At 60.2% G+C, this 19,338-nt stretch carries 17 protein-coding genes and 1 pseudogene; 5 read left to right on the top strand and 13 right to left on the bottom strand.

Annotated features, from left to right (window positions below):
* Positions 1–313: 313 nt before the first annotated feature.
* Complete coding sequence (gene rpsU, locus PSH84_RS25925) at positions 314–529, bottom strand: 30S ribosomal protein S21 (RefSeq protein ID WP_002551877.1); 216 nt, start codon at positions 527–529, stop codon at positions 314–316.
* A gap of 199 nt (positions 530–728) precedes the next feature.
* Between rpsU and tsaD the strand changes: the two genes are divergently transcribed.
* Entirely contained in the window at positions 729–1,754 is a 1,026-nt protein-coding gene (tsaD, locus tag PSH84_RS25920; protein ID WP_305468674.1) for a tRNA (adenosine(37)-N6)-threonylcarbamoyltransferase complex transferase subunit TsaD, read from the top strand.
* 8 nt (positions 1,755–1,762) lie between these two features.
* Here tsaD and plsY read toward each other — a convergent pair whose 3' ends face one another.
* Positions 1,763–2,332: a glycerol-3-phosphate 1-O-acyltransferase PlsY gene (gene plsY / locus PSH84_RS25915; protein WP_003206189.1), complete on the bottom strand. Its 570-nt coding sequence runs from the start codon at positions 2,330–2,332 to the stop codon at positions 1,763–1,765.
* Positions 2,333–2,406: 74 nt separating this feature from the next.
* Between plsY and folB the strand changes: the two genes are divergently transcribed.
* Positions 2,407–2,760 carry a dihydroneopterin aldolase gene (folB, locus tag PSH84_RS25910; RefSeq protein WP_305468673.1) on the top strand — a complete coding sequence of 118 codons (354 nt, stop codon included), beginning with the start codon at positions 2,407–2,409 and terminating at the stop codon, positions 2,758–2,760.
* The gene (folK, locus tag PSH84_RS25905; RefSeq protein WP_122566677.1) at positions 2,751–3,269 is read left to right on the top strand and encodes a 2-amino-4-hydroxy-6-hydroxymethyldihydropteridine diphosphokinase; all 519 of its coding nucleotides are present in this window, start codon (positions 2,751–2,753) and stop codon (positions 3,267–3,269) included. Before folB ends, folK begins: the two co-directional genes overlap by 10 nt.
* Before the next feature lie 152 nt (positions 3,270–3,421).
* On the opposite strand, the gene PSH84_RS25900 is transcribed toward folK, so the two are convergent.
* The 11 genes and pseudogenes from PSH84_RS25900 to PSH84_RS25850 form a co-directional block, all read right to left on the bottom strand.
* Entirely contained in the window at positions 3,422–4,648 is a 1,227-nt protein-coding gene (locus PSH84_RS25900; RefSeq protein ID WP_305468672.1) for a multifunctional CCA addition/repair protein, read from the bottom strand.
* Between the two features lie 63 nt (positions 4,649–4,711).
* Complete coding sequence (locus PSH84_RS25895) at positions 4,712–6,277, bottom strand: SpoVR family protein (protein WP_122566679.1); 1,566 nt, start codon at positions 6,275–6,277, stop codon at positions 4,712–4,714.
* Positions 6,274–7,545, bottom strand: coding sequence for a YeaH/YhbH family protein (locus PSH84_RS25890; RefSeq protein ID WP_122566680.1), 1,272 nt, complete (start codon positions 7,543–7,545; stop codon positions 6,274–6,276). Before PSH84_RS25890 ends, PSH84_RS25895 begins: the two co-directional genes overlap by 4 nt.
* A 113-nt stretch (positions 7,546–7,658) precedes the next feature.
* Positions 7,659–9,581: a PrkA family serine protein kinase gene (locus PSH84_RS25885; protein ID WP_018607229.1), complete on the bottom strand. Its 1,923-nt coding sequence runs from the start codon at positions 9,579–9,581 to the stop codon at positions 7,659–7,661.
* A 299-nt stretch (positions 9,582–9,880) separates the two neighbouring features.
* Complete coding sequence (gene glpE / locus PSH84_RS25880) at positions 9,881–10,210, bottom strand: thiosulfate sulfurtransferase GlpE (RefSeq protein WP_122566681.1); 330 nt, start codon at positions 10,208–10,210, stop codon at positions 9,881–9,883.
* Positions 10,211–10,242: 32 nt separating this feature from the next.
* Positions 10,243–11,120, bottom strand: a pseudogene (locus tag PSH84_RS25875) (symmetrical bis(5'-nucleosyl)-tetraphosphatase).
* Positions 11,120–11,500 (bottom strand): Co2+/Mg2+ efflux facilitator ApaG/CorD, encoded by a 381-nt coding sequence (gene apaG, locus PSH84_RS25870; protein WP_122566683.1) that lies wholly within the window; start codon positions 11,498–11,500, stop codon positions 11,120–11,122. The pseudogene PSH84_RS25875 and the gene apaG overlap by 1 nt, the downstream one beginning before the upstream one ends.
* 116 nt (positions 11,501–11,616) lie before the next feature.
* A complete protein-coding gene (rsmA, locus tag PSH84_RS25865; protein WP_122566684.1) occupies positions 11,617–12,435 on the bottom strand; it encodes a 16S rRNA (adenine(1518)-N(6)/adenine(1519)-N(6))-dimethyltransferase RsmA in 819 nt (272 codons plus the stop codon).
* Complete coding sequence (gene pdxA, locus PSH84_RS25860) at positions 12,432–13,421, bottom strand: 4-hydroxythreonine-4-phosphate dehydrogenase PdxA (protein ID WP_122566685.1); 990 nt, start codon at positions 13,419–13,421, stop codon at positions 12,432–12,434. Before pdxA ends, rsmA begins: the two co-directional genes overlap by 4 nt.
* Entirely contained in the window at positions 13,418–14,734 is a 1,317-nt protein-coding gene (gene surA, locus PSH84_RS25855) for a peptidylprolyl isomerase SurA (protein ID WP_156334343.1), read from the bottom strand. Before surA ends, pdxA begins: the two co-directional genes overlap by 4 nt.
* A complete protein-coding gene (locus PSH84_RS25850) occupies positions 14,715–17,513 on the bottom strand; it encodes an LPS-assembly protein LptD (RefSeq protein WP_305468670.1) in 2,799 nt (932 codons plus the stop codon). Before PSH84_RS25850 ends, surA begins: the two co-directional genes overlap by 20 nt.
* A gap of 130 nt (positions 17,514–17,643) precedes the next feature.
* On the opposite strand from PSH84_RS25850, the gene PSH84_RS25845 reads away from it, so the two are divergent.
* Positions 17,644–18,669: an aminoglycoside phosphotransferase family protein gene (locus PSH84_RS25845; protein WP_305468669.1), complete on the top strand. Its 1,026-nt coding sequence runs from the start codon at positions 17,644–17,646 to the stop codon at positions 18,667–18,669.
* Positions 18,666–19,337, top strand: coding sequence for an N-acetylmuramate alpha-1-phosphate uridylyltransferase MurU (gene murU, locus PSH84_RS25840; RefSeq protein WP_122566688.1), 672 nt, complete (start codon positions 18,666–18,668; stop codon positions 19,335–19,337). The genes PSH84_RS25845 and murU overlap by 4 nt, the downstream gene beginning before the upstream one ends.
* Position 19,338 lies beyond the last annotated feature (1 nt).

The following is a 19,338-nucleotide window of genomic DNA, read 5'->3' as shown; positions in this document are numbered from 1 at the left end:
GACTGTTTGAATGTGTTGCGCTGAGTCCGGTAACGGCCGGTCAGGCCTCGGATAGCTCATGAAGCGGGCACGCAAGCAGGTGCCTTGGGCTGATCGTCGTTAGAGGAATCAGGGTGTGCTCGTCGGTAGCCTTGGAAGGCTCGTCAGGAAAGACGTGCACCGCTGGCAAAAGAGCCAGGTCTGACGCGGTGAAGCGGGTTGTCTTGGTCGCGTCTGCGGCTTCGACGGTGAAGCATCAAGCGTTATTCCGCAAATGCCATAAGCCCGGCTTGAGGGCCGGGCTTGGCAGAAGCTTGCTACGGACGTCTGTGTATTAGTACAGACGTACGGCGCGGCGCTGCTCGCGCTGAACTTTCTTGGCGTGACGCTTAACAGCGGCTGCTGCCTTGCGCTTACGCTCAGAAGTCGGCTTCTCGTAGAATTCGCGGCTACGAACTTCAGCCAGAACACCGGCTTTTTCGCAGGAGCGCTTGAAACGACGCAGAGCTACGTCGAAGGGTTCGTTCTCTTTTACTTTGACGGCTGGCATCCAGAGCTACCTTCATTCATTACCGGGGTCAACATCCTCGCGGCAAAAGAGCACTTGAAGACGTCGGTTTTTAAGGGTTGCGGATGTTAACCCCTCAACGCTCGGAATGCAAAGCCTCTGATCGAAAACCGCTGGTCGGGGCACAACGCGGCGACTATTATGCGCGCCTTCGAATTCAGCCTCTACAAGGCGCAAACCCATGCTAGTACTGGGATTAGAAACCTCCTGCGACGAAACCGGTGTCGCACTTTACGACAGCGAACGCGGGCTGCTGGCCGATGCGCTGTTCAGCCAGATCGACCTGCACCGCGCCTACGGCGGGGTGGTGCCCGAGCTTGCCTCCCGCGATCACGTCAAGCGCATGCTGCCCTTGATCCGCCAGGTCCTGGCCGAAGCCGGCTGCGTGCCGACCGAGATCGATGGCATCGCCTACACCGCCGGCCCGGGCCTGGTGGGGGCGTTGCTGGTGGGCGCTTCCTGTGCCCAGGCGCTGGCCTTTGCCTGGGGGATTCCGGCCCTGGGCGTGCACCACATGGAAGGCCACTTGCTGGCGCCGATGCTGGAGTCGCAACCGCCAGAATTCCCGTTCGTCGCTTTGTTGGTCTCGGGCGGCCATACGCAGCTCATCCGGGTTGATGGAATCGGCCAATACGAACTGCTGGGCGAAACCCTCGACGATGCCGCCGGCGAAGCGTTCGACAAAACTGCCAAAATGATGGGCCTCAATTATCCCGGTGGGCCGGAAATCTCCCGGCTGGCCACACAAGGGGTCGATGGACGCTTCGTGTTCCCGCGGCCGATGTGCGACCGTCCTGGCCTGGATTTCAGTTTCAGCGGGCTGAAGACGTTCGCCTTGAACACCTGGCAACAGCGTGTCAGCGCCGGGGACGACAGTGAGCAAGCCCGTTGCGACATCTCGCTGGCGTTCCAGCAGGCCGTGGTGGAGACTTTGACCATCAAGTGCAAGCGTGCCCTGAAGCAGGCCGGGCTCAAGCGCCTGGTGATCGCCGGAGGCGTGAGTGCGAACAAGGCCTTGCGGACATCGCTGGAGAAAATGCTCGGTGACATGAAGGGCGACGTTTACTACGCGCGGCCGGAGTTCTGCACAGATAACGGCGCGATGATTGCCTTTGCCGGCTGCCAGCGTTTGCAGGCTGGCCAGCAGGAAAGCCTGGCAATCAGCGTGCAGGCGCGTTGGCCCATGGAGCAGTTGCCCCCCTTGTGAAACGGCATTTAAAAATGCCGTTCGCGCCCGGCGAACAGGTCGCGTAGATTGCCCCGGTGGCGCCAGACGATCAGTGCAACCAGCGCGGTCATGGGCAGCAAGGCCGCCGGCTCCTGCCAGGCCAGCAACGGCAGGGTCAGCGGCGTGGCGATCAGCGCGGCCAGGGAGCTGGTGCGGGTCAGGTAGAACGTCAGCAGCCAGGCGCAGACAGCCAGCAGGGCGGCGGGCGGGTATAGGCCCAGCAGCATGCCGGCGGCGGTGGCGACACCTTTGCCGCCACGAAAGCGAAAGTACAGCGGGAATAGATGGCCGATGACGGCACAGACGCCGATCCAGGCCTGTTGCTGCAACGAAAGCCCTGCAAGGCTGGCGATCAATACCGGGACAAGGCCTTTGCAGAGGTCGCCCAGCAGGGTCAGGATGGCAAGTTTGCGTCCGGCCAGGCGCAGCATGTTGGTGGCGCCGGCATTGCCTGAGCCACTCATTCGCGGATCCGGGCGACCGGTCAGGCGGCTGAGCAAAATGGCGAAGGACAGCGAGCCGAGCAGGTAGGCGAGAATCGCCAGTAACCAAAACATGCTAACTATTCCGGGCGAGGACGCCCTGATTCTAACGGGGCATCGCGCCCTTGTCGTGCTGCGGAGAAGAGTGCTTGGACAGAGTGTTTATCGAGGGCCTGGAAGTCGACACGGTAATCGGTGCCTACGACTGGGAGCGAGGCATCCGACAGTGCCTGCGGCTTGACCTGAGCTTTGCCTGGGATAACCGCCCGGCCGCCGCGGGCGACGACCTGACCCTGGCACTCGACTACGCCAGCGTTTCGTCGCGCATCCAGGTGTTTGCCGAGCAGGCGCAGTTCCAGTTGGTCGAAACCTTCGCCGAGCGGCTGGCCCAGGCGCTCATGGACGAGTTCAAGATCACCTGGCTGCGTCTGAAAGTGACCAAGCCTGGCGCCGTGTCGGCAGCCAGCGGTGTTGGCGTGGAGATCGAGCGCGGATGTCGCTGACTCAGGTTTTTCTCGGGCTCGGCAGCAATATCGAGCGCGAAACCCATTTGTGCGCCGGTCTTGAGGCCTTGGCCGGTTTCCTCGTGGACATACGCTGTTCGGCGGTGTTCGAGAGCCAGCCGGTGGGGATCAAGAGCGGACCATTCTTCAATTTCGTCGTATCGGCCTTCACCGACTTGCCGCTGATGGAGCTGGACCGTCGCCTCAAGTTCATCGAGGCGGACAACGGTCGTTACGCGCCGGACCGCAAGGGGTTGCCGCTGGATATCGACGTGTTGTTGTATGGCGAACAGGTCGGCAACTTCGATGGGCTGATCCTGCCGCGCGCGGAAATCCTCAAGAACGCCTTCGTCCTGTGGCCTTTGTCGTTGATCGCACCGGATCGGATTCATCCGGGTGTGGGCAAAAGCTTTGCCACGTTGTGGGAAGAAGCGCAGATCGACCAGGTACTGGCGCCGGTGGCTTTCGAATGGCGAGGTCAGCCGTTGACGCCGTCGAATCTGTTGTGAGGCGGCTGCCGTCATCGCGAGCAAGCTCGCTCCCACATTAGAATTTCAGCGGGCGCATATCTTGTGTTCAGCCGAGGTCCACTGTGGGAGCGAGCTTGCTCGCGATGACGGCGGTACATCCGGCACAAATGCAAGTTGACCCAAAACCCCCGTCAGCTAGCCGCCTCCTTGTAGGCCTTCAACACCCTTAGGCGCTCGCGCTTGATCGCCTCGCCCAGCTCCGGCCCCTTGAAGCCCTTTTCCAGCAAAGGCTGCACCGCCACCCCCCGAGCTGCCTCTGCCGCCCCCCGCAAATAATCAGCCTGTGGATAACTTCGCTGCTCCAGCCCCTTGCGCCCCCGCGCATCCATCTCGCATGCCGCAATGAATTCCTCGAAGCGCTGGGGGCGACGGTACACATCAAAACTTTGTAGCAGCTCAAGCAGCGTAGACGCCTTCAGTTCAAGGGCGCGATGGCCATGGGTGTGGTACTGGCCAACCAATAACGCCAGTTCCTGACAGTCGCGCGGTGCTTTGAAGCGTTCGTTGACAGCTTTGATCAGCTTCAATCCCGTGTGCTCATGGGCGATGTGTCGCGGCCATTCGTGTTGAGGCGTCAGACCTTTACCCAGGTCATGGAGCAGGCAGGCCCAGCGGACCGTTAACGGTTGTTGGTGCAGTGCTGCTTGCGCCAGCACGCTCAGGGTATGGATGCCGGTATCGATTTCCGGGTGATGGGCTTCAGGCTGCGGCACGCCGAACAGCGCATCGACCTCGGGCATCAAGACCTTGAGGGCCGTGCAGTCGCGCAAGACCTGGATAAATACCTGTGGTTGTTTTTCCATGAGGGCGCGGGAAATTTCTTTCCAACTGCGCTCAGCCGTCAACGCCTCCAGTTCGCCGGACTCGCTGAGCTGGCGCATCAGTTCGAGGGTTTCGTCCGCCACCTTGAAACCCAGCGGCGCATAACGCGCGGCAAAGCGGGCAACCCGCAAAACTCTGAGCGGATCTTCGGCGAAAGCGGGAGAAACGTGACGCAGTATCCGGGCTTCCAGATCGCGCTGGCCGTGGTACGGATCGGTCAGGTTGCCATGGTCATCTTCTGCCATGGCGTTGATGGTCAAGTCCCGGCGAACCAGGTCCTCCTCCAAGGTCACTTCAGGACTGGCATGGAACACGAAGCCGCCATAGCCGCGGCCACTTTTGCGCTCAGTGCGGGCGAGGGCGTACTCCTCGCCAGTCCTCGGCTCGAGGAATACCGGAAAATCGGCCCCCACGGGGCGAAAACCCTTGGCGAGCATTTCCTCGGCGGTGGCCCCCACCACGACCCGATCGACGTCAGTGACGGGAATGCCCAGCAGGCGATCGCGAACGGCGCCGCCAACTTTATAGATCTGCATAAAAAACCTCCGTTGGTCCGACAGGATAACCTTTGCGTCAGACGTCCGGAGGCGAAAACGGGATCAAAGATGAATGACGGCCAGGTCCAGGCGGCCATAGTCGCCTTCGGCTTGTTCGCTTCTGGGGGGCACGTGATGGGTTTTCATCACTTGGTCGCCTTGCAGGGTTTCCAGGTGGATGTCGAAACCCCAGAGCCGATGCAGGTGCTTGAGCACTTCATCGGTGGAGTCACCCAATGGTTTGCGGTTGTGCGCCTGGTGCCGCAGGGTCAGCGAGCGGTCTCCGCGGCGATCGATGCTGTAGATCTGCACATTAGGCTCGCGATTACCCAGGTTGTACTGCGCCGCCAGGGTTTCGCGGATGATGCGGTAGCCGCTCTCATCGTGAATGGCGGGTACCACCAGGTCATCTTTCTGGTCGTCATCGAGGATGCTGAACAGTTTCAGATCGCGAATCACCTTGGGCGAAAGGTACTGCAGGATGAAGCTTTCATCCTTGAAACTGCTCATGGCGAATTTAATGGCGGACAGCCAGTCCGAACCGGCAATTTCCGGGAACCAGTGACGATCTTCCTCGGTAGGGTTTTCGCACATGCGTCGGATGTCGCGATACATGGCGAAACCCAGTGCGTAGGGGTTGATACCGCTGTAATACGGGCTGTCGAAGCCAGGTTGGAATACCACGCTGGTGTGGGACGTCAGGAACTCCATCATGAAGCCGTCGGTGACCAGGCCTTCGTCGTACAGGTCGTTCATTAGCGTGTAGTGCCAGAACGTGGCCCAGCCTTCGTTCATCACCTGGGTTTGGCGCTGTGGATAGAAATACTGGGCGATCTTGCGCACGATGCGCACGATTTCCCGCTGCCAGGGCTCCAGCAATGGTGCATGTTTTTCAATGAAATAGAGAATGTTCTCCTGGGGCTCGGCAGGGAAGCGGGCATTGTCTTTTTCGTTGTATTTGTCCGCACCTTTGGGAATGGTGCGCCACAGATCGTTGATCTGTTTTTGCAGGTGCTCTTCGCGGTCCTTCTGGCGCCGACGTTCTTCTTCGGCGGAAATCGGATACGGTCGTTTGTAGCGGTCCACGCCGTAGTTCATCAGGGCGTGGCAGGAGTCCAGCAGGTCTTCCACCGCGTCGATACCGTGGCGCTCCTCGCATTGCATGATGTACTGCTTGGCGAACACCAGGTAATCGATGATCGAACTGGCATCGGTCCACGTGCGGAACAAGTAGTTGCCTTTGAAGAAGCTGTTGTGCCCGTAGCAGGCATGCGCCACCACCAGGGCCTGCATGCAGATGGTGTTTTCTTCCATCAAGTAGGCGATGCAGGGGTCGGAGTTGATCACGATCTCATAGGCCAGCCCCATCTGGCCGCGGCTGTAGGATTTCTCGGTGCTGAGGAAGTGCTTGCCGTAGGACCAGTGGTGATAGCCCAGCGGCATGCCGACCGACGCGTACGCGTCCATCATTTGCTCGGCGGTGATGACCTCGATCTGGTTGGGGTAGGTGTCGAGGGCATAACGGTCCGCGATACGGCTGATTTCGCGGTCGTAGGCCTTGATCAGCTCGAACGTCCATTCGGAGCCGGTGGAAATGGGCTGGCGTTTCTGCTCTTTTTTGGCGGTCATGTCACTAACCTGCGCTGGAAGAGTTCACGGAAGACCGGGTAGATATCCCCGGCCGAGACCAGTTGCTGTTGGGCAAACGTGTCGGAAAAAGCTTCGGCAATCCGTTCGTATTCGTACCACAGGGCTTGGTGTTCCCGTGGGGTAATTTCCACATAGGTGTAGTACTGGACGAACGGCATGATCTGGTTGATCAGGATGTCACGGCAGATCGGTGAGTCGTCGTTCCAGTTATCTCCGTCCGACGCCTGGGCCGCATAGATGTTCCATTCGTTGGCGGGGTAGCGTTCGGCCATGATTTCCTGCATCAGCTTCAACGCGCTGGAAACGATGGTGCCACCGGTTTCCCTGGAGTAGAAGAACTCCTCTTCGTCCACTTCTCGGGCGCTGGTGTGGTGGCGAATGAAGACCACATCGATCTTGTCGTAGTTTCGTTTCAGGAACAGGTACAACAGGATGAAAAAACGCTTGGCGATGTCCTTGGTGGCCTGGGTCATGGAGCCGGACACGTCCATCAGGCAGAACATCACCGCCTTGGAACTGGGGTTTGGCTGTTTCACCAGCAGGTTGTACTTGAGGTCGAACGTGTCGAGGAACGGGACGCGGTGGATGCGTGCGCTGAGTTTCTCTATTTCCGCTTCAAGGTCTTGAATGTCGCCAAAATTGTCGGGTTCTTCGCATTTCAGGCGAGCCAGCTCTTCCTTGGCTTCGCGCAGTTTGGCCCGGCTGCTGCCCGACAGCGCGATGCGCCGGGCGTGGGCCGAACGAAGGGTACGGATAATGTTGATGCGTGAAGGATTGCCTTCATTGCTGATACCGGCACGCACGGTCTTGAAGGTATCGGTACCAGTCAGGTTGCGCTTGACCAGGTTCGGCAGTTCCAGATCTTCGAACATGAACTCCAGAAATTCTTCCTGGGTGATCTGGAAGACGAACTCATCCATACCTTCGCCGGAATTGCCTGCCTTGCCAGGGCCCTTGCCGCCACCTCCACCCTGAGGCCGGGGGATGTGCTCGCCACTGGTGAACTCCTTGTTGCCAGGGTGCACGACGGTCTGTTTGCCGCCGCGACCATGGTGAAGCACCGGCTCGTCGATGTCGCGGCCGGGGATGCTGATCTGTTCGCCGTGTTCCATATCGGTAATGGAGCGCCGGCTGACCGCCTCTTCGACGGCCTTCTTGATGTGGTCACGGTAACGCCGCAGGAACCGCTGGCGGTTCACCGTGCTCTTGTTCTTGCCGTTAAGGCGTCGGTCGATCACATAGCTCATAGGCCCCTCCGGGGGAGCTTCAAGTCGTAAGCCTCAAGCCGTAAGGGGCGTGGCGTCGAACCTTGGGCCCGACGCCGTTCCCTTGCAGTTTGTAGCTAGAAGCTTGCCGCTGCTTATTGCGATTTCCGGACCCGCAGGTACCACTCGGAAAGCAGTCGTACCTGTTTGTCGGTGTAGCCACGTTCGACCATGCGTGTGACGAAGTCGTTGTGTTTTTGCTGGTCCTCCTTGCTGGCCTTGGCGTTGAAGCTGATGACGGGTAGCAGGTCTTCGGTGTTGGAGAACATTTTCTTCTCGATGACCACCCGCAGCTTTTCATAGCTGAGCCAGGTTGGGTTCTTGCCGTTGTTGTTGGCCCGGGCGCGCAGCACGAAGTTGACGATTTCGTTGCGGAAATCTTTCGGATTGCTGATGCCCGCCGGTTTTTCGATTTTTTCCAGCTCCTCGTTGAGGGCCACGCGATTGAGTATCTCGCCGGTTTCCGGGTCACGGTATTCCTGGTCCTGGATCCAGAAGTCTGCGTACAGCACGTAGCGATCGAAGATGTTCTGGCCGTATTCGCTGTAGGACTCCAGGTACGCCGTCTGGATTTCCTTGCCGATGAACTCGATGTAGCGCGGCGCCAGGTATTCCTTGAGGAAACGCAGGTAGCGTTCGCGGGTTTCGGCCTGGAATTGTTCCTGTTCGATCTGCTGTTCCAACACATACAGCAGGTGTACGGGGTTGGCCGCGATCTCGTGGGGGTCGAAGTTGAAGACCTTGGACAGGATCTTGAACGCGAAGCGTGTGGACAGCCCATTCATCCCTTCGTCGACCCCCGCGTTGTCGCGGTATTCCTGGATCGACTTGGCCTTTGGATCGGTGTCCTTTAGGTTTTCACCGTCGTACACACGCATCTTCGAATAGATGTTGGAGTTTTCCGGCTCCTTGAGACGCGACAGCACCGTGAACTGGGCCAGCATCTTCAGGGTGTCGGGGGCGCAATGAGCCTTGGACAGCGAACTGTTGAACAGCAGCTTGTCGTAGATCTTCACCTCGTCGGTCACGCGCAGGCAGTACGGCACCTTGACGATATAGATCCGGTCGATGAAGGCTTCGTTGTTCTTGTTGTTGCGGAAGGTATGCCATTCCGACTCGTTGGAGTGAGCCAGCAGGATGCCGGTGAACGGAATGGCCCCCAGGCCCTCGGTGCTGTTGTAGTTGCCTTCCTGGGTGGCGGTCAGCAGCGGGTGGAGCACCTTGATGGGCGCCTTGAACATTTCGACGAATTCCATCAGGCCCTGGTTGGCCCGGCACAGTGCACCCGAATAGCTGTAGGCGTCGGCGTCGTTCTGTGGGAATTCTTCCAATTTGCGAATATCGACCTTGCCCACCAGGGCCGAAATATCCTGGTTGTTTTCGTCCCCCGGTTCGGTCTTGGCCACCGCGATCTGGTTGAGGATCGACGGGTAGAGCTTGACCACCCGGAACTGGCTGATGTCACCGCCAAACTCGGCCAGGCGCTTGGTCGCCCATGGCGACATGATGGTACTGAGGTAGCGGCGTGGAATGCCGAAGTCTTCCTCGAGGATCGCGCCGTCTTCGGTGGCGTTGAACAGCCCCAGGGGCGATTCGAACACCGGCGAGCCCTTGATGGCATAGAAGGGCACTTTTTCGATCAGTTGTTTGAGTTTTTCGGCCAGGGACGATTTACCGCCACCCACGGGGCCGAGCAGATAGAGGATTTGTTTCTTCTCTTCCAGGCCTTGGGCGGCGTGGCGGAAATAGGACACGATCTGGTCGATGCATTCTTCCATCCCGTGGAAGTCCTCAAAGGCCGGATAGCGGCGAATCACCTTATTGGAGAATATCCGCGAAAGCCTCGAGTTGGCCGAGGTATCCAGCAGCTCCGGTTCTCCGATGGCCAGCAACAGACGTTCCGCAGCCGACACATAGGCACTGCGGTCCTGCTTGCAGAGTTCGAGGTATTCCTGCAGCGAGTATTCCTCTTGCCGCGTGGACTCGAAACGTTGCTGGAAGTGGCTAAAAATGCTCATGACGTCACCTCGCTCGATACGTGGAGCCGGTGTCGGATCAATCAGTCGATGCTGGACAGCCGCTGGGAATCCAGTTGCCGTTTACCCCCCAGAATGCTTTCAAGAATGCAGGCTCCTGAAAGCTGACTCCCGATGACCCGCGCGCCGGTGTACCGGCTCTCCCCTGTTTTGGATGGCCTGAGGCTAAGGATAGTTCGGAATCACGGAGGTAAAGGTGGAATACGTAATTAGTTGTGGCAGACCGTTCGTCTGCCAGCGTCCAAACCCACGGTTCACGCGGGCTTGGGCGACATAAAAAATTATTCCTGATTGCCTTGAGCTATTTCTGCAGGATAAGTCGTGCGCCATAGCTCAAAACCGCCGTCCAGGCTGTAGACGTCGCTGAAGCCTTGGCTGATCAGATAGGCGGCTGCGCTCTGGCTGGAGTTGCCGTGATAGCAGACCACGACGGTTGGCGCATCGAGGTCGGCGGCACGGATGAAGTCGGCGATGGAATGGTTATCCAGATGCTGGGCGCCACTGATATGCGAAGCCGCGAACGTGGCTGGGTCGCGAACGTCGACGACGACCGCGCCTTGCTCGCGCAGGGCCTGGGCCTGTTCCGGGGGGATGCGTTTGAATTCGGTCATGAGGGACTCCTGTAGCTTGAGCGCAACACCGGTCAAACGGCGGTGCCGGTCGGCAATGGTGCAGTGGTCGGGTGATGGATTGTGGCGTGGCCCTGTTCGTCGCAATCGCAACGCAGCTGCTCGCCCGTGTCGACGTTCATCAGCGTCATGGCGCTGCCCCACACGCAGCCGGTATCGAGGGCAAATACGCCGGGTTCGTCGGATTGACCTCCCAATGCCGCCCAGTGCCCGAAAATGATCTTCAGGTGACGGGTCTTGCGCTCGCTGTGCTTGAACCAGGGGGCATAGCCAGGTGGTGCGGTCTCGATGCCTTCCTTGCCCTTGAGATCGAGCTTGCCGTCGCGGGTGCAGAAGCGCATGCGCGTGAAATAATTGGTGATGACGCGAAGGCGGGCGCTGCCGGTGAGGTCGTTGTCCCACTTGACCGGCTCGTTGCCGTACATGCCATCCAGGTAAGGGGCGAACAGATTGTCGTCGCGCAATGCCTGTTCCACCCTCGGCGGCGCACTTGAGCGCCTTGCGCAGGGACCACTGGGGCGGGATGCCAGCATGGACCAGCGCGAGGTTGCGTTGCTCGTCGTAATGCATGAGCTTTTGCTGGCGCAGCCACTCCAGCAGTTCAATGCAATCGGGGGCGGCGAGTATTTCGCTCAAGGTATCGGATTTTTTCAGGCGCTCGATGTTCTGCCAGGCGGCCAACAGGTGCAGGTCGTGGTTGCCGAGCACACACACCAGCGACTGGCGGATGCTGTAGAGAAAGCGCAGCGTCTCAAGGGACTGCGGACCCCGGTTGACCAAGTCACCCACCAGCCACAACGTATCTTTTTTGCGGATCGAAGGCGACGCGTTCCAGCAGGCATTTGAGCGGGTCGAGGCAGCCTTGCAGGTCGCCGACCGCATAGGTGGCCATTAGTGCAGGGCTCCGGGCACGGCCAGGCGAAAGGGCTTGATGACGGCATCGAAGCGTGTGCCATCCTCGGCCAGCATCTGGTAGGTACCCTGCATGGTGCCGACCTTGGTGGTCATCACCGTCCCGCTGCTGTAGCTGTGGCTTGCGCCGGCGTCGATCAACGGCTGCTGGCCAACCACGCCTTCACCGCGCACTTCTTCGACATGACCGTCGCCGTCGGTGATGACCCAGTGCCGCGACAGCAGCCTGGCCGGCAACGAGCCGTTGTTGCGCACGGTAATACTGTAGGCGAAGGCGAAGCGGTCATGCTCGGGTTGCGACTGTTCTGCCAGAAAACGGGTGGTGACGCTGACGTCGACCTGGTAACGAGGATCAGACATGCAAATAAGGCCTTAAAAACGAAGCGGGACGCGGGCGCGACTCAGGAGATCAGTCTAGGCCAAGTATCGGGTAGTAGACCAGACTGGCGTACTGCCCGATAGCGCTCGTCACCCGTTCAGTTGGCGTCGGCTTGCGGAGCGGCCTGTTCGCTGAGCTTGTCGGCCAGGCGTACGAACGCCGCCAGGTCCAACTGCTCGGGGCGCAGGCTGCCGTCGACGCCGGCGGCTTCGATTTCGGCGCTGCTGAGCAACAGTTTCAAGGTGTTGCGCAAGGTTTTACGGCGCTGGTTGAACGCTTCGCGCACCACCCGCTCCAGCAGGCGATGATCTTTGGCCGGGTGTGGCAGGACAGCATGGGGCACCAGGCGGACGATGGCCGAATCGACTTTTGGCGGCGGGTTGAATGCACCCGGACCGACGTTGAACAGGTGTTCGACCCGGCAATGGTACTGGACCATGATCGACAGGCGACCCCAGTCGCCACCGCCAGGGCCGGCGGCGAGGCGCTCGACCACTTCTTTCTGCAGCATGAAGTGCATGTCGCGGATCAGACCGGCATTGCTCAACAGATGGAAGATCAACGGCGTGGAAATGTTGTACGGCAGGTTGCCCACCACCCGCAGGCTGTTCGGCTCGGCGTTCAGGCTATTGAAGTCGAACTTCAGCGCGTCGCCCTGGTGCAGGCTGAAGTTGCTCTTGCCGGCGAACTGTTGGTTAAGAATCGGGACCAGGTCTTTGTCCAGTTCCACGACGTCCAGTTGCGCGCCGCTGTCGAGCAGGCCCTCGGTCAGGGCGCCCTGGCCCGGCCCGATTTCCAGCAGGCGGTCGTCGGGCTTGGCCCGGATGGAGCGCAGGATGCGATCGATCACGCCGGCGTCATGCAGGAAGTTCTGGCCGAAGCGCTTGCGCGCGCGGTGTTGGTATTGCTCGGTCATAAATGGGTCTCGGCCATCTGGTAGGCGGTTTCCAGCGCGACTTGCAGGCTGCCCGTATCGATCTTGCCGCTGCCGGCCAGGTCCAGGGCGGTGCCATGGTCCACGGAGGTACGGATGATCGGCAGGCCTAACGTCACGTTGACGGCCGCACCGAAGCCTTTGTACTTCAGCACGGGCAGGCCCTGGTCGTGGTACATCGCCAGCACCGCATCGCAGTGCTCCAGATATTTGGGGGTAAACAGAGTGTCGGCAGGCAGCGGGCCACGCAGGTCCATGCCCTCGCTGCGCAAGCGCTCCAAGGTGGGTTCGATGATGTCGATTTCTTCACGGCCCAGGTGTCCGCCTTCGCCGGCATGGGGGTTGAGCCCGCAGACCAGGATGCGTGGCCGGGCGATGCCGAATTTTTCCTGGAGGTCGGCGTGCAGGATGCGCGTGACCCGTTCCAGGCGTTCCGGGGTAATGGCGTCGGCGATGTCCCGCAAGGGCAGGTGGGTGGTCACCAGGGCCACACGCAGGCCACGGGTGGCGAGCATCATCACCACTTGCGCGGTGTTGGTCAGCTCAGCCAGGAATTCGGTGTGCCCGGAAAAGGCAATCCCGGACTCGTTGATCACGCCCTTGTGCACCGGAGCGGTGATCATGGCGGCGAACGCTCCGTCCAGGCAGCCTTGGCCAGCGCGGGTCAGGGTTTGCAGGACGAACGCGGCGTTGGCCTGATCCAACTGCCCGGTGACGACCGGGGCGCCCAACGGCGTATCCCAGACATACAGGCTGTTGGCGGGCGCCGGAGCATCCGGCCAGGCCTGGGGTGACACCGGCAGCAGGTCAACAACCACCCCCAGTTGCGCGGCCCGCTCAAGGAGCAGCTCGCGACTGGTGATAGCTATCAGGGGATGTGGCTGGGGTTGCGAGGCGAGCAGCAGGCACAGGTCGGGACCGATGCCGGCTGGTTCGCCGGGTGTCAGCGCGAAACGCTTGGGTTTCACTGCGCTGCCTGGTCTGCACCAGGAAGTTTGATTTCAACGTAGGCTTCGTCGCGAATCTGACGCAGCCAGGTTTGCAGCTCTTCGTCGTATTTGCGGTTACGCAATACGGTCATCGCCTGCTGTTCGCGCGCCTGGGTGGTGCTGTCGGTGGCGCGGCGGCCAAGGACTTCCAGCACGTGCCAGCCATAAGGGCTCTTGAACGGCTTGGACAGCTGGCCTTGCGGCGTGTCGGCCATGACCTGGCGGAACTCGGGAACCAGCGCATTCGGGTCAACCCAGTTCAGGTCGCCACCGTTGAGGGCCGACCCCGGGTCTTCCGAGAAGCTCTTCGCCAGTTCGGCGAAGTCTTCGCCCGCTTCGATGCGGTCGTAGAGTTTCTCGGCCAGGCGCTTGGTCTCGGCTTCGCTGCGAATCTCGCTTGGCTTGATCAGGATGTGGCGAACATGTACTTCGTCACGGACCTGGGTTCCGCCACCGCGTTTTTCCAGCACTTTCAGGATGATGAAGCCGCCTGGCGTGCGTGCTGGCTGGGTGATGTCGCCCACGGCCATGGCGCTCAGTTCACGGTCGAACGGAGGTGGCAGTTGAGCGGGCTTGCGCCAGCCCATGTCGCCGCCTTCCAGGGCGTTGTCGCTGCCCGACTTGGCTATAGCCATCTGGCCGAAATCAGCGCCTTGCTTGAGCTGCTGGTAGACATCCATTGCCTGGCGATAAGCGCTCTGGATGGCTTCGGAGTTGGCGCTTTCCGGGGTAGGAATCAGGATGTTCGCCAGGTGCAGCTCTTCGGAAAGCTGCATCTTGCCCAGGTCGGACGCAAGGAAGTTCTTCACTTCCTGCTCCGACACCTGGATGCGTTCGGCGACACGGCGCTGGCGCACACGGCTGATGACCATTTCGCGGCGGATCTGATCGCGGGCGTCCTCGTAGGAGAGGCCGTCGCGAGCCAGGGCGGCGCGGAACTGGTCGATGCTCATGTTGTTGCGCTGGGCAATGGTGCCCACGGCCTGGTTCAGTTCTTCATCGGTGATGCGAATGCCGGAACGTTCGCCAATCTGCAATTGCAGGTTTTCGACGATCAGGCGCTCGAGCACTTGTTGGTCCAGCACGCCCGGAGGCGGCAGGCCACCGCCGCGCTTGGCGATGGTTTGCTGCACTTCATGGACGCGTTGGTCCAGCTGGCTCTGCATGACCACGTCGTTGTCGACGATGGCCACCACTTTATCGATGGACTGTACCGCGGCGTTGGCCGCGGTACCCAGGAACAGCGCGCCCAGCATCAGCGGGCGCAGACAATCAGAAAGCTTGATCTTCACGTTCACGATAACCTTGGATGCCTTTGTCGAGGAAGCTCTCTACCTTGGCGCCGGTCAGGCCGCCGAGTCCCTTCAGAACAATTTGGAGGAAGACGCCGTGGTCGCCTTTTTCGTTTTCCGGGGCGGCCTGACTGAACTCTTCATAGTCGACCCAGTAACGGTTGATCAGGCGCAGTTTCCAGCAGCAGTTGTCGTATTCGAAACCACCGAAGGCTTCCAGGGTACGGTTGCGGTTGTAGTCATACTGCCAACGGCTGATGACGTTCCACTGCGGCACGATCGGCCAGATGACCGAGAAGTCGTGCTGCTTGATCTTGTAGTAGTCTTTCACGTAGCCAGGTGTGCCTGGTGTGCCGTAGTCGCCGCCGCCCACTTGCCACTGACCGGTAGCCTCGTCGTAGCGGACTTGGTCGTTGCGATAGCGGTAGCCAGCGTTGATGACCTTGTTCGGGTTGTCTTCCGGCTGATAATGGAACATCGCGCTACCCGAGCGAGGACTGCGGGTGTCTGGGTCCCAGTTGTAGGTGGCGGTGGTGCGCCAGTCGCGATTCCAGCGGTATTCGTATTCCAAGGCATACGGGGAAACGTCCGACTTGGCGTCCTCGCGTGTCTTGAAATCGATGCCTGGCAACTGCACTTCGCGATCCTTGAAGTACAGGGCTTGGCCGACGCTGACGCGTTGGCGTTCGAAGCCGTTTTCTTCGATCCAGCGGCTGGTTACGCCCAAGGACAGTTTGTTTTCGTCGCCGACACGGTCGGAACCGGTAAAGCGGTTGTCCCGGAACAGCGAGGAATAGCTGAAAGTCGATTCGCTGGTATCGAAGACCGGAATGTCGCTCTGATCCTTCTCTGGTACATAGAGGTAGAACAGGCGTGGTTCCAGGGTCTGGCGATAGTTGGTGCCGAACCACTGGGTGTCGCGGTCGAAATACAGGCCACTGTCAATGCTGGCGATCGGAACGCCACGGCTTTGGCTGCTGCTGTAGGTGCCGCGCAGACGATCGGCCTCGGCGCTCTGCGAAGCAACCTGCGATTTACCTCTGCTGTCCAGATCCAAATCATATTGGGTGTACTGGTATTTCAGAGACGGCTTGATGTAGCCATAGGTCGCTTCCATCGGCAGGCTCATGACCGGTGCCAAATTCAGGCGATTGCCATTAGCCCGCGCAAGGCCGCGGATGTTGTTATCCAGCCACGGTGTTGTATCACCTTCTTCGTTGCTGTAAAGGCCATTCCTCAAGTCCCGATCAAACCGAACCAATTCCGTCTTGTAAGCGAAATCCAGGCCGTAGGGATGCTGAGGTAGTGCGCCATCAAAGGTTATTTGAGGCAGACGGTTATAAGGCGTGATCTTCGAAATCGTCGCCATCTGATAAGCCTGGGCATTCAAGCGGGCAACATAATTATCACCCCGATAGCTGATGGCCCCTTGCTGGTTTACATAATCCCTGGACTCGACGCCGATCTGATCGGTCTCCAGATCCTGGAAGTAGTAAGGATCGCTGATCTTGGTGTAATCGACTTCCGTCAGCACGCGCGAATCGAGCCCGCCCTTGTGCTGCCAGTTGTACATATAGCGGGTCTTGCTGTAGTCGGACTGCTTGGCGCGCTCGTCTTCTTCATCATTAAGGTAAGCCGCACCGAACTGACCTTCGCTGGACTTGGTCAGGTAGCGGAACTCGCCTTCCATCAACAGGCCACGCTTGCTCATGTAGCGCGGGTACAACGTGGCGTCGTAGTTCGGTGCCAGGTTGAAGTAGTACGGGGTGACCAGCAGGAAGCCGGTATCGGTGCCGCTGCCGATGGTCGGCGGCAGGAAGCCGGACTGGCGACGGTCGTCGATCGGGAAATAGATATAAGGCGTGTACAGGACTGGAATGTCCTTGACCCGCAGCGTCACGTTGGTCGCGGTGCCGAAGCCGGTAGCCGGGTTCAGGGTGATGTTGTTGCCCTTGAGCGTCCAGGCGTTGCTGCCCGGCTCGCACGTGGTGTACGTACCGTCCTTGAGACGGATGATCGCGTTCTCGGCGCGCTTGGCGTACAGCGCGTTACCGCGGATGCGCGACTTGTGCATCACGTATTCGGCGTTGTCGACCTTGGCTTCGCCGGTGTCCAGTTGTACATCGGCGTGGTCGCCGACGATCAGCGTACCGTTGTCGCGAACCCGCACGTTGCCGCTCAGCTCGCCACGGTTCTCGGCCTGGTACAGGCTGGCCTCGTCGGCCTCGACCTGCATGCTGCCCTGGCGCATGACCACGTCACCGGCCAGGGTCGCCACCTGTTCTTCCTGCTGATAGCGTGACGCCTTGGCGCCGAGGAAGGTGGGGGCGTCGCTCTTGGCGGTCTTGTCATTCATGCCAGGACGCGTCGGCTCGATATAGGCACCGGCGCAGTACGGACCGGTTTCAGCCAGTTGCGCCGGGGTGAGGTTCTCTCGTGGAACCCAATCCAGGTGGCTGTAGTCTGCACTGCGCGACTTCAGACCTCGGCCCTTGGCTTCGGTAACGAGCATCGGCTTTTCGCCGGCGACCTCGCCCGAGCTGCTGTCGGCCGCAGCCGCGCCGCTATCGGAAACCGCGCTGCCGTCATGCACGGGACGCGGCGGTAACGCGGCGGCCGGTGTCTTGGGCGCACAGTCCCAGGCACCCGAAGCGGAGACGGAGCAGTCATACTGCTGCGCCGCGACGACGAATGAAGAGGCCAGGGGTTGCAGGGCCAGCAGACTGCCGGTGACCAGCAACGGAAATTTTTTACGAAACGCGGGGGATTTCAATGCCATCTTATTAGTCCGGGCTTCCTGCGTGCCATCTGCCCGCGGTGTGGGCCGCACGCCTCTCGATGGTCTGAAAAAGATGCTGGATAATAAAGCATGACCCGCTTGACGGCTAGCGCCGTCGGAGACCCTTGCAATGCCCGACCAAGATGTACGCTTGCAACACCTGAAACTTTGGCTCGATGAACAACTGCCGATCCTTTTCACTCAACAGGGCTGGGGCGCCGTACCCCCGGCCACGTTGACCGCCGCCAGCAGTGACGCGAGTTTCCGGCGGTACTTCCGCTGGGAAGGCGAGGGCCGCAGTTTGATCGTGATGGATGCGCCACCGCCCCAGGAAAACTGCAAACCCTTCGTGGATATTGCTTTTTTGCTGGCGAAATCCGGCATCAACGTGCCGAAAATTTATGCCGAAGACCTCGATCGCGGCTTTCTTTTGCTCAATGACCTGGGCAATCAGACCTATCTGGATGTGATCGACGGCGAAAATGCCGACGATTTATTCGCTGATGCCCTGCAAGCCTTGTTGGCTTTCCAGCAACTGCCGATGGTCGCGCCGTTGCCGAGCTACGACGTCGCGTTGCTGCGTAGGGAGCTGGAATTGTTTCCCGAGTGGTACGTCAAGCGCGAGCTGGGCATCGAGTTCGATTCGGCCCAGCAGCAACTCTGGCAACAGGCCAGCGAGCTGTTGATCGACAGTGCCCTGGCCCAGCCCAAAGTGCTGGTGCACCGCGACTACATGCCGCGCAACCTGATGCTCAGCGTCCCGAACCCCGGTGTGCTGGACTTCCAGGATGCGGTCTATGGCCCGGTCACCTATGACGTGACCTGCCTGTTCAAGGATGCTTTCCTCAGTTGGCCCGAAGCGCGTGTGCGTGGCTGGCTGGAGACTTACTGGCAACAGGCCGGCGTCCTCGGCATTCCCGTCCAGCCGGATCTCGAGGATTTCCTGCGGGCCAGCGATTTGATGGGCGTGCAGCGTCACCTCAAGGTCATCGGGATCTTCGCGCGCATCTGCCACCGTGATGGCAAGCCACGTTACCTAGGCGATGTGCCGCGCTTCTTTGCTTATATAGAAGCGGTCATTGCCCGGCGTCCTGAACTGGCGCCGCTCGAAGAGCTGCTTGGCAGCTTGCGCCAATCGGCCGGAGCAACGGCATGAAGGCGATGATCCTGGCGGCGGGCAAGGGCGAGCGCATGCGCCCCTTGACCCTGACCACGCCAAAGCCGTTGATTCGCGTGGGTGGCGTCCCCTTGATCGAGTACCACTTGCGGGCGCTCGCCAAGGCCGGGTTCTCGGAGATCGTGATCAATCACGCCTGGCTCGGCCAGCAGATCGAAGATCACCTGGGGGACGGTTCAGGTTTTGGCGTGAGCATTCGGTTTTCGCCCGAAGGCGAGCCGCTGGAGACCGGCGGTGGGATTTTCCGGGCTTTGCCGCTGCTGGGCGATGACGCGTTTGTGGTGGTGAACGGCGATATCTGGACCGACTACGATTTCAGCGCCTTGCGCAGGCCGCTAGAAGGGCTGGCACACCTGGTGCTCGTCGATAATCCAGAGCATCACCCGGACGGCGATTTCATCCTGGCCGACGGAAAGGTTCACGATGGGCAAACGCCTGCCGACAACCTGACCTATAGCGGCATCGCCGTCCTGCACCCGCGGTTGTTCGACGGTTGCACAGGCGGTGCCTTCAAGCTCGCACCGCTGTTGCGCACGGCCATGGCTGAGGGGCGCGTCAGTGGCGAGCACCTGAAAGGGCATTGGGTCGATGTCGGTACCCATGAACGGTTGGCGCAGGTCGAAACCTTGATAGAAGCGAGCGGTTGAT

The sequence above is a fragment of the Pseudomonas beijingensis genome (assembly GCF_030687295.1).
In the GTDB taxonomy this organism is placed as follows: Bacteria; Pseudomonadota; Gammaproteobacteria; order Pseudomonadales; family Pseudomonadaceae; genus Aquipseudomonas; species Aquipseudomonas beijingensis.
This window is presented reverse-complemented; position numbering and strand designations above follow the sequence as displayed.

Bases quoted from the DNA above. Each gene is read 5' to 3' on its own strand.
- PSH84_RS25850 (WP_305468670.1), bottom strand. From the start codon at position 17,513: ATGGCATTGAAATCCCCCGCGTTTCGTAAAAAATTTCCGTTGCTGGTC.
- apaG (WP_122566683.1), bottom strand. From the start codon at position 11,500: ATGTCTGATCCTCGTTACCAGGTCGACGTCAGCGTCACCACCCGTTTT.
- plsY (WP_003206189.1), bottom strand. From the start codon at position 2,332: ATGTTTTGGTTACTGGCGATTCTCGCCTACCTGCTCGGCTCGCTGTCC.
- rsmA (WP_122566684.1), bottom strand. From the start codon at position 12,435: ATGACCGAGCAATACCAACACCGCGCGCGCAAGCGCTTCGGCCAGAAC.
- PSH84_RS25885 (WP_018607229.1), bottom strand. From the start codon at position 9,581: ATGAGCATTTTTAGCCACTTCCAGCAACGTTTCGAGTCCACGCGGCAA.
- murU (WP_122566688.1), top strand. From the start codon at position 18,666: ATGAAGGCGATGATCCTGGCGGCGGGCAAGGGCGAGCGCATGCGCCCC.
- glpE (WP_122566681.1), bottom strand. From the start codon at position 10,210: ATGACCGAATTCAAACGCATCCCCCCGGAACAGGCCCAGGCCCTGCGC.
- tsaD (WP_305468674.1), top strand. From the start codon at position 729: ATGCTAGTACTGGGATTAGAAACCTCCTGCGACGAAACCGGTGTCGCA.
- rpsU (WP_002551877.1), bottom strand. From the start codon at position 529: ATGCCAGCCGTCAAAGTAAAAGAGAACGAACCCTTCGACGTAGCTCTG.
- folK (WP_122566677.1), top strand. From the start codon at position 2,751: ATGTCGCTGACTCAGGTTTTTCTCGGGCTCGGCAGCAATATCGAGCGC.
- PSH84_RS25895 (WP_122566679.1), bottom strand. From the start codon at position 6,277: ATGACCGCCAAAAAAGAGCAGAAACGCCAGCCCATTTCCACCGGCTCC.
- PSH84_RS25845 (WP_305468669.1), top strand. From the start codon at position 17,644: ATGCCCGACCAAGATGTACGCTTGCAACACCTGAAACTTTGGCTCGAT.
- PSH84_RS25890 (WP_122566680.1), bottom strand. From the start codon at position 7,545: ATGAGCTATGTGATCGACCGACGCCTTAACGGCAAGAACAAGAGCACG.
- PSH84_RS25900 (WP_305468672.1), bottom strand. From the start codon at position 4,648: ATGCAGATCTATAAAGTTGGCGGCGCCGTTCGCGATCGCCTGCTGGGC.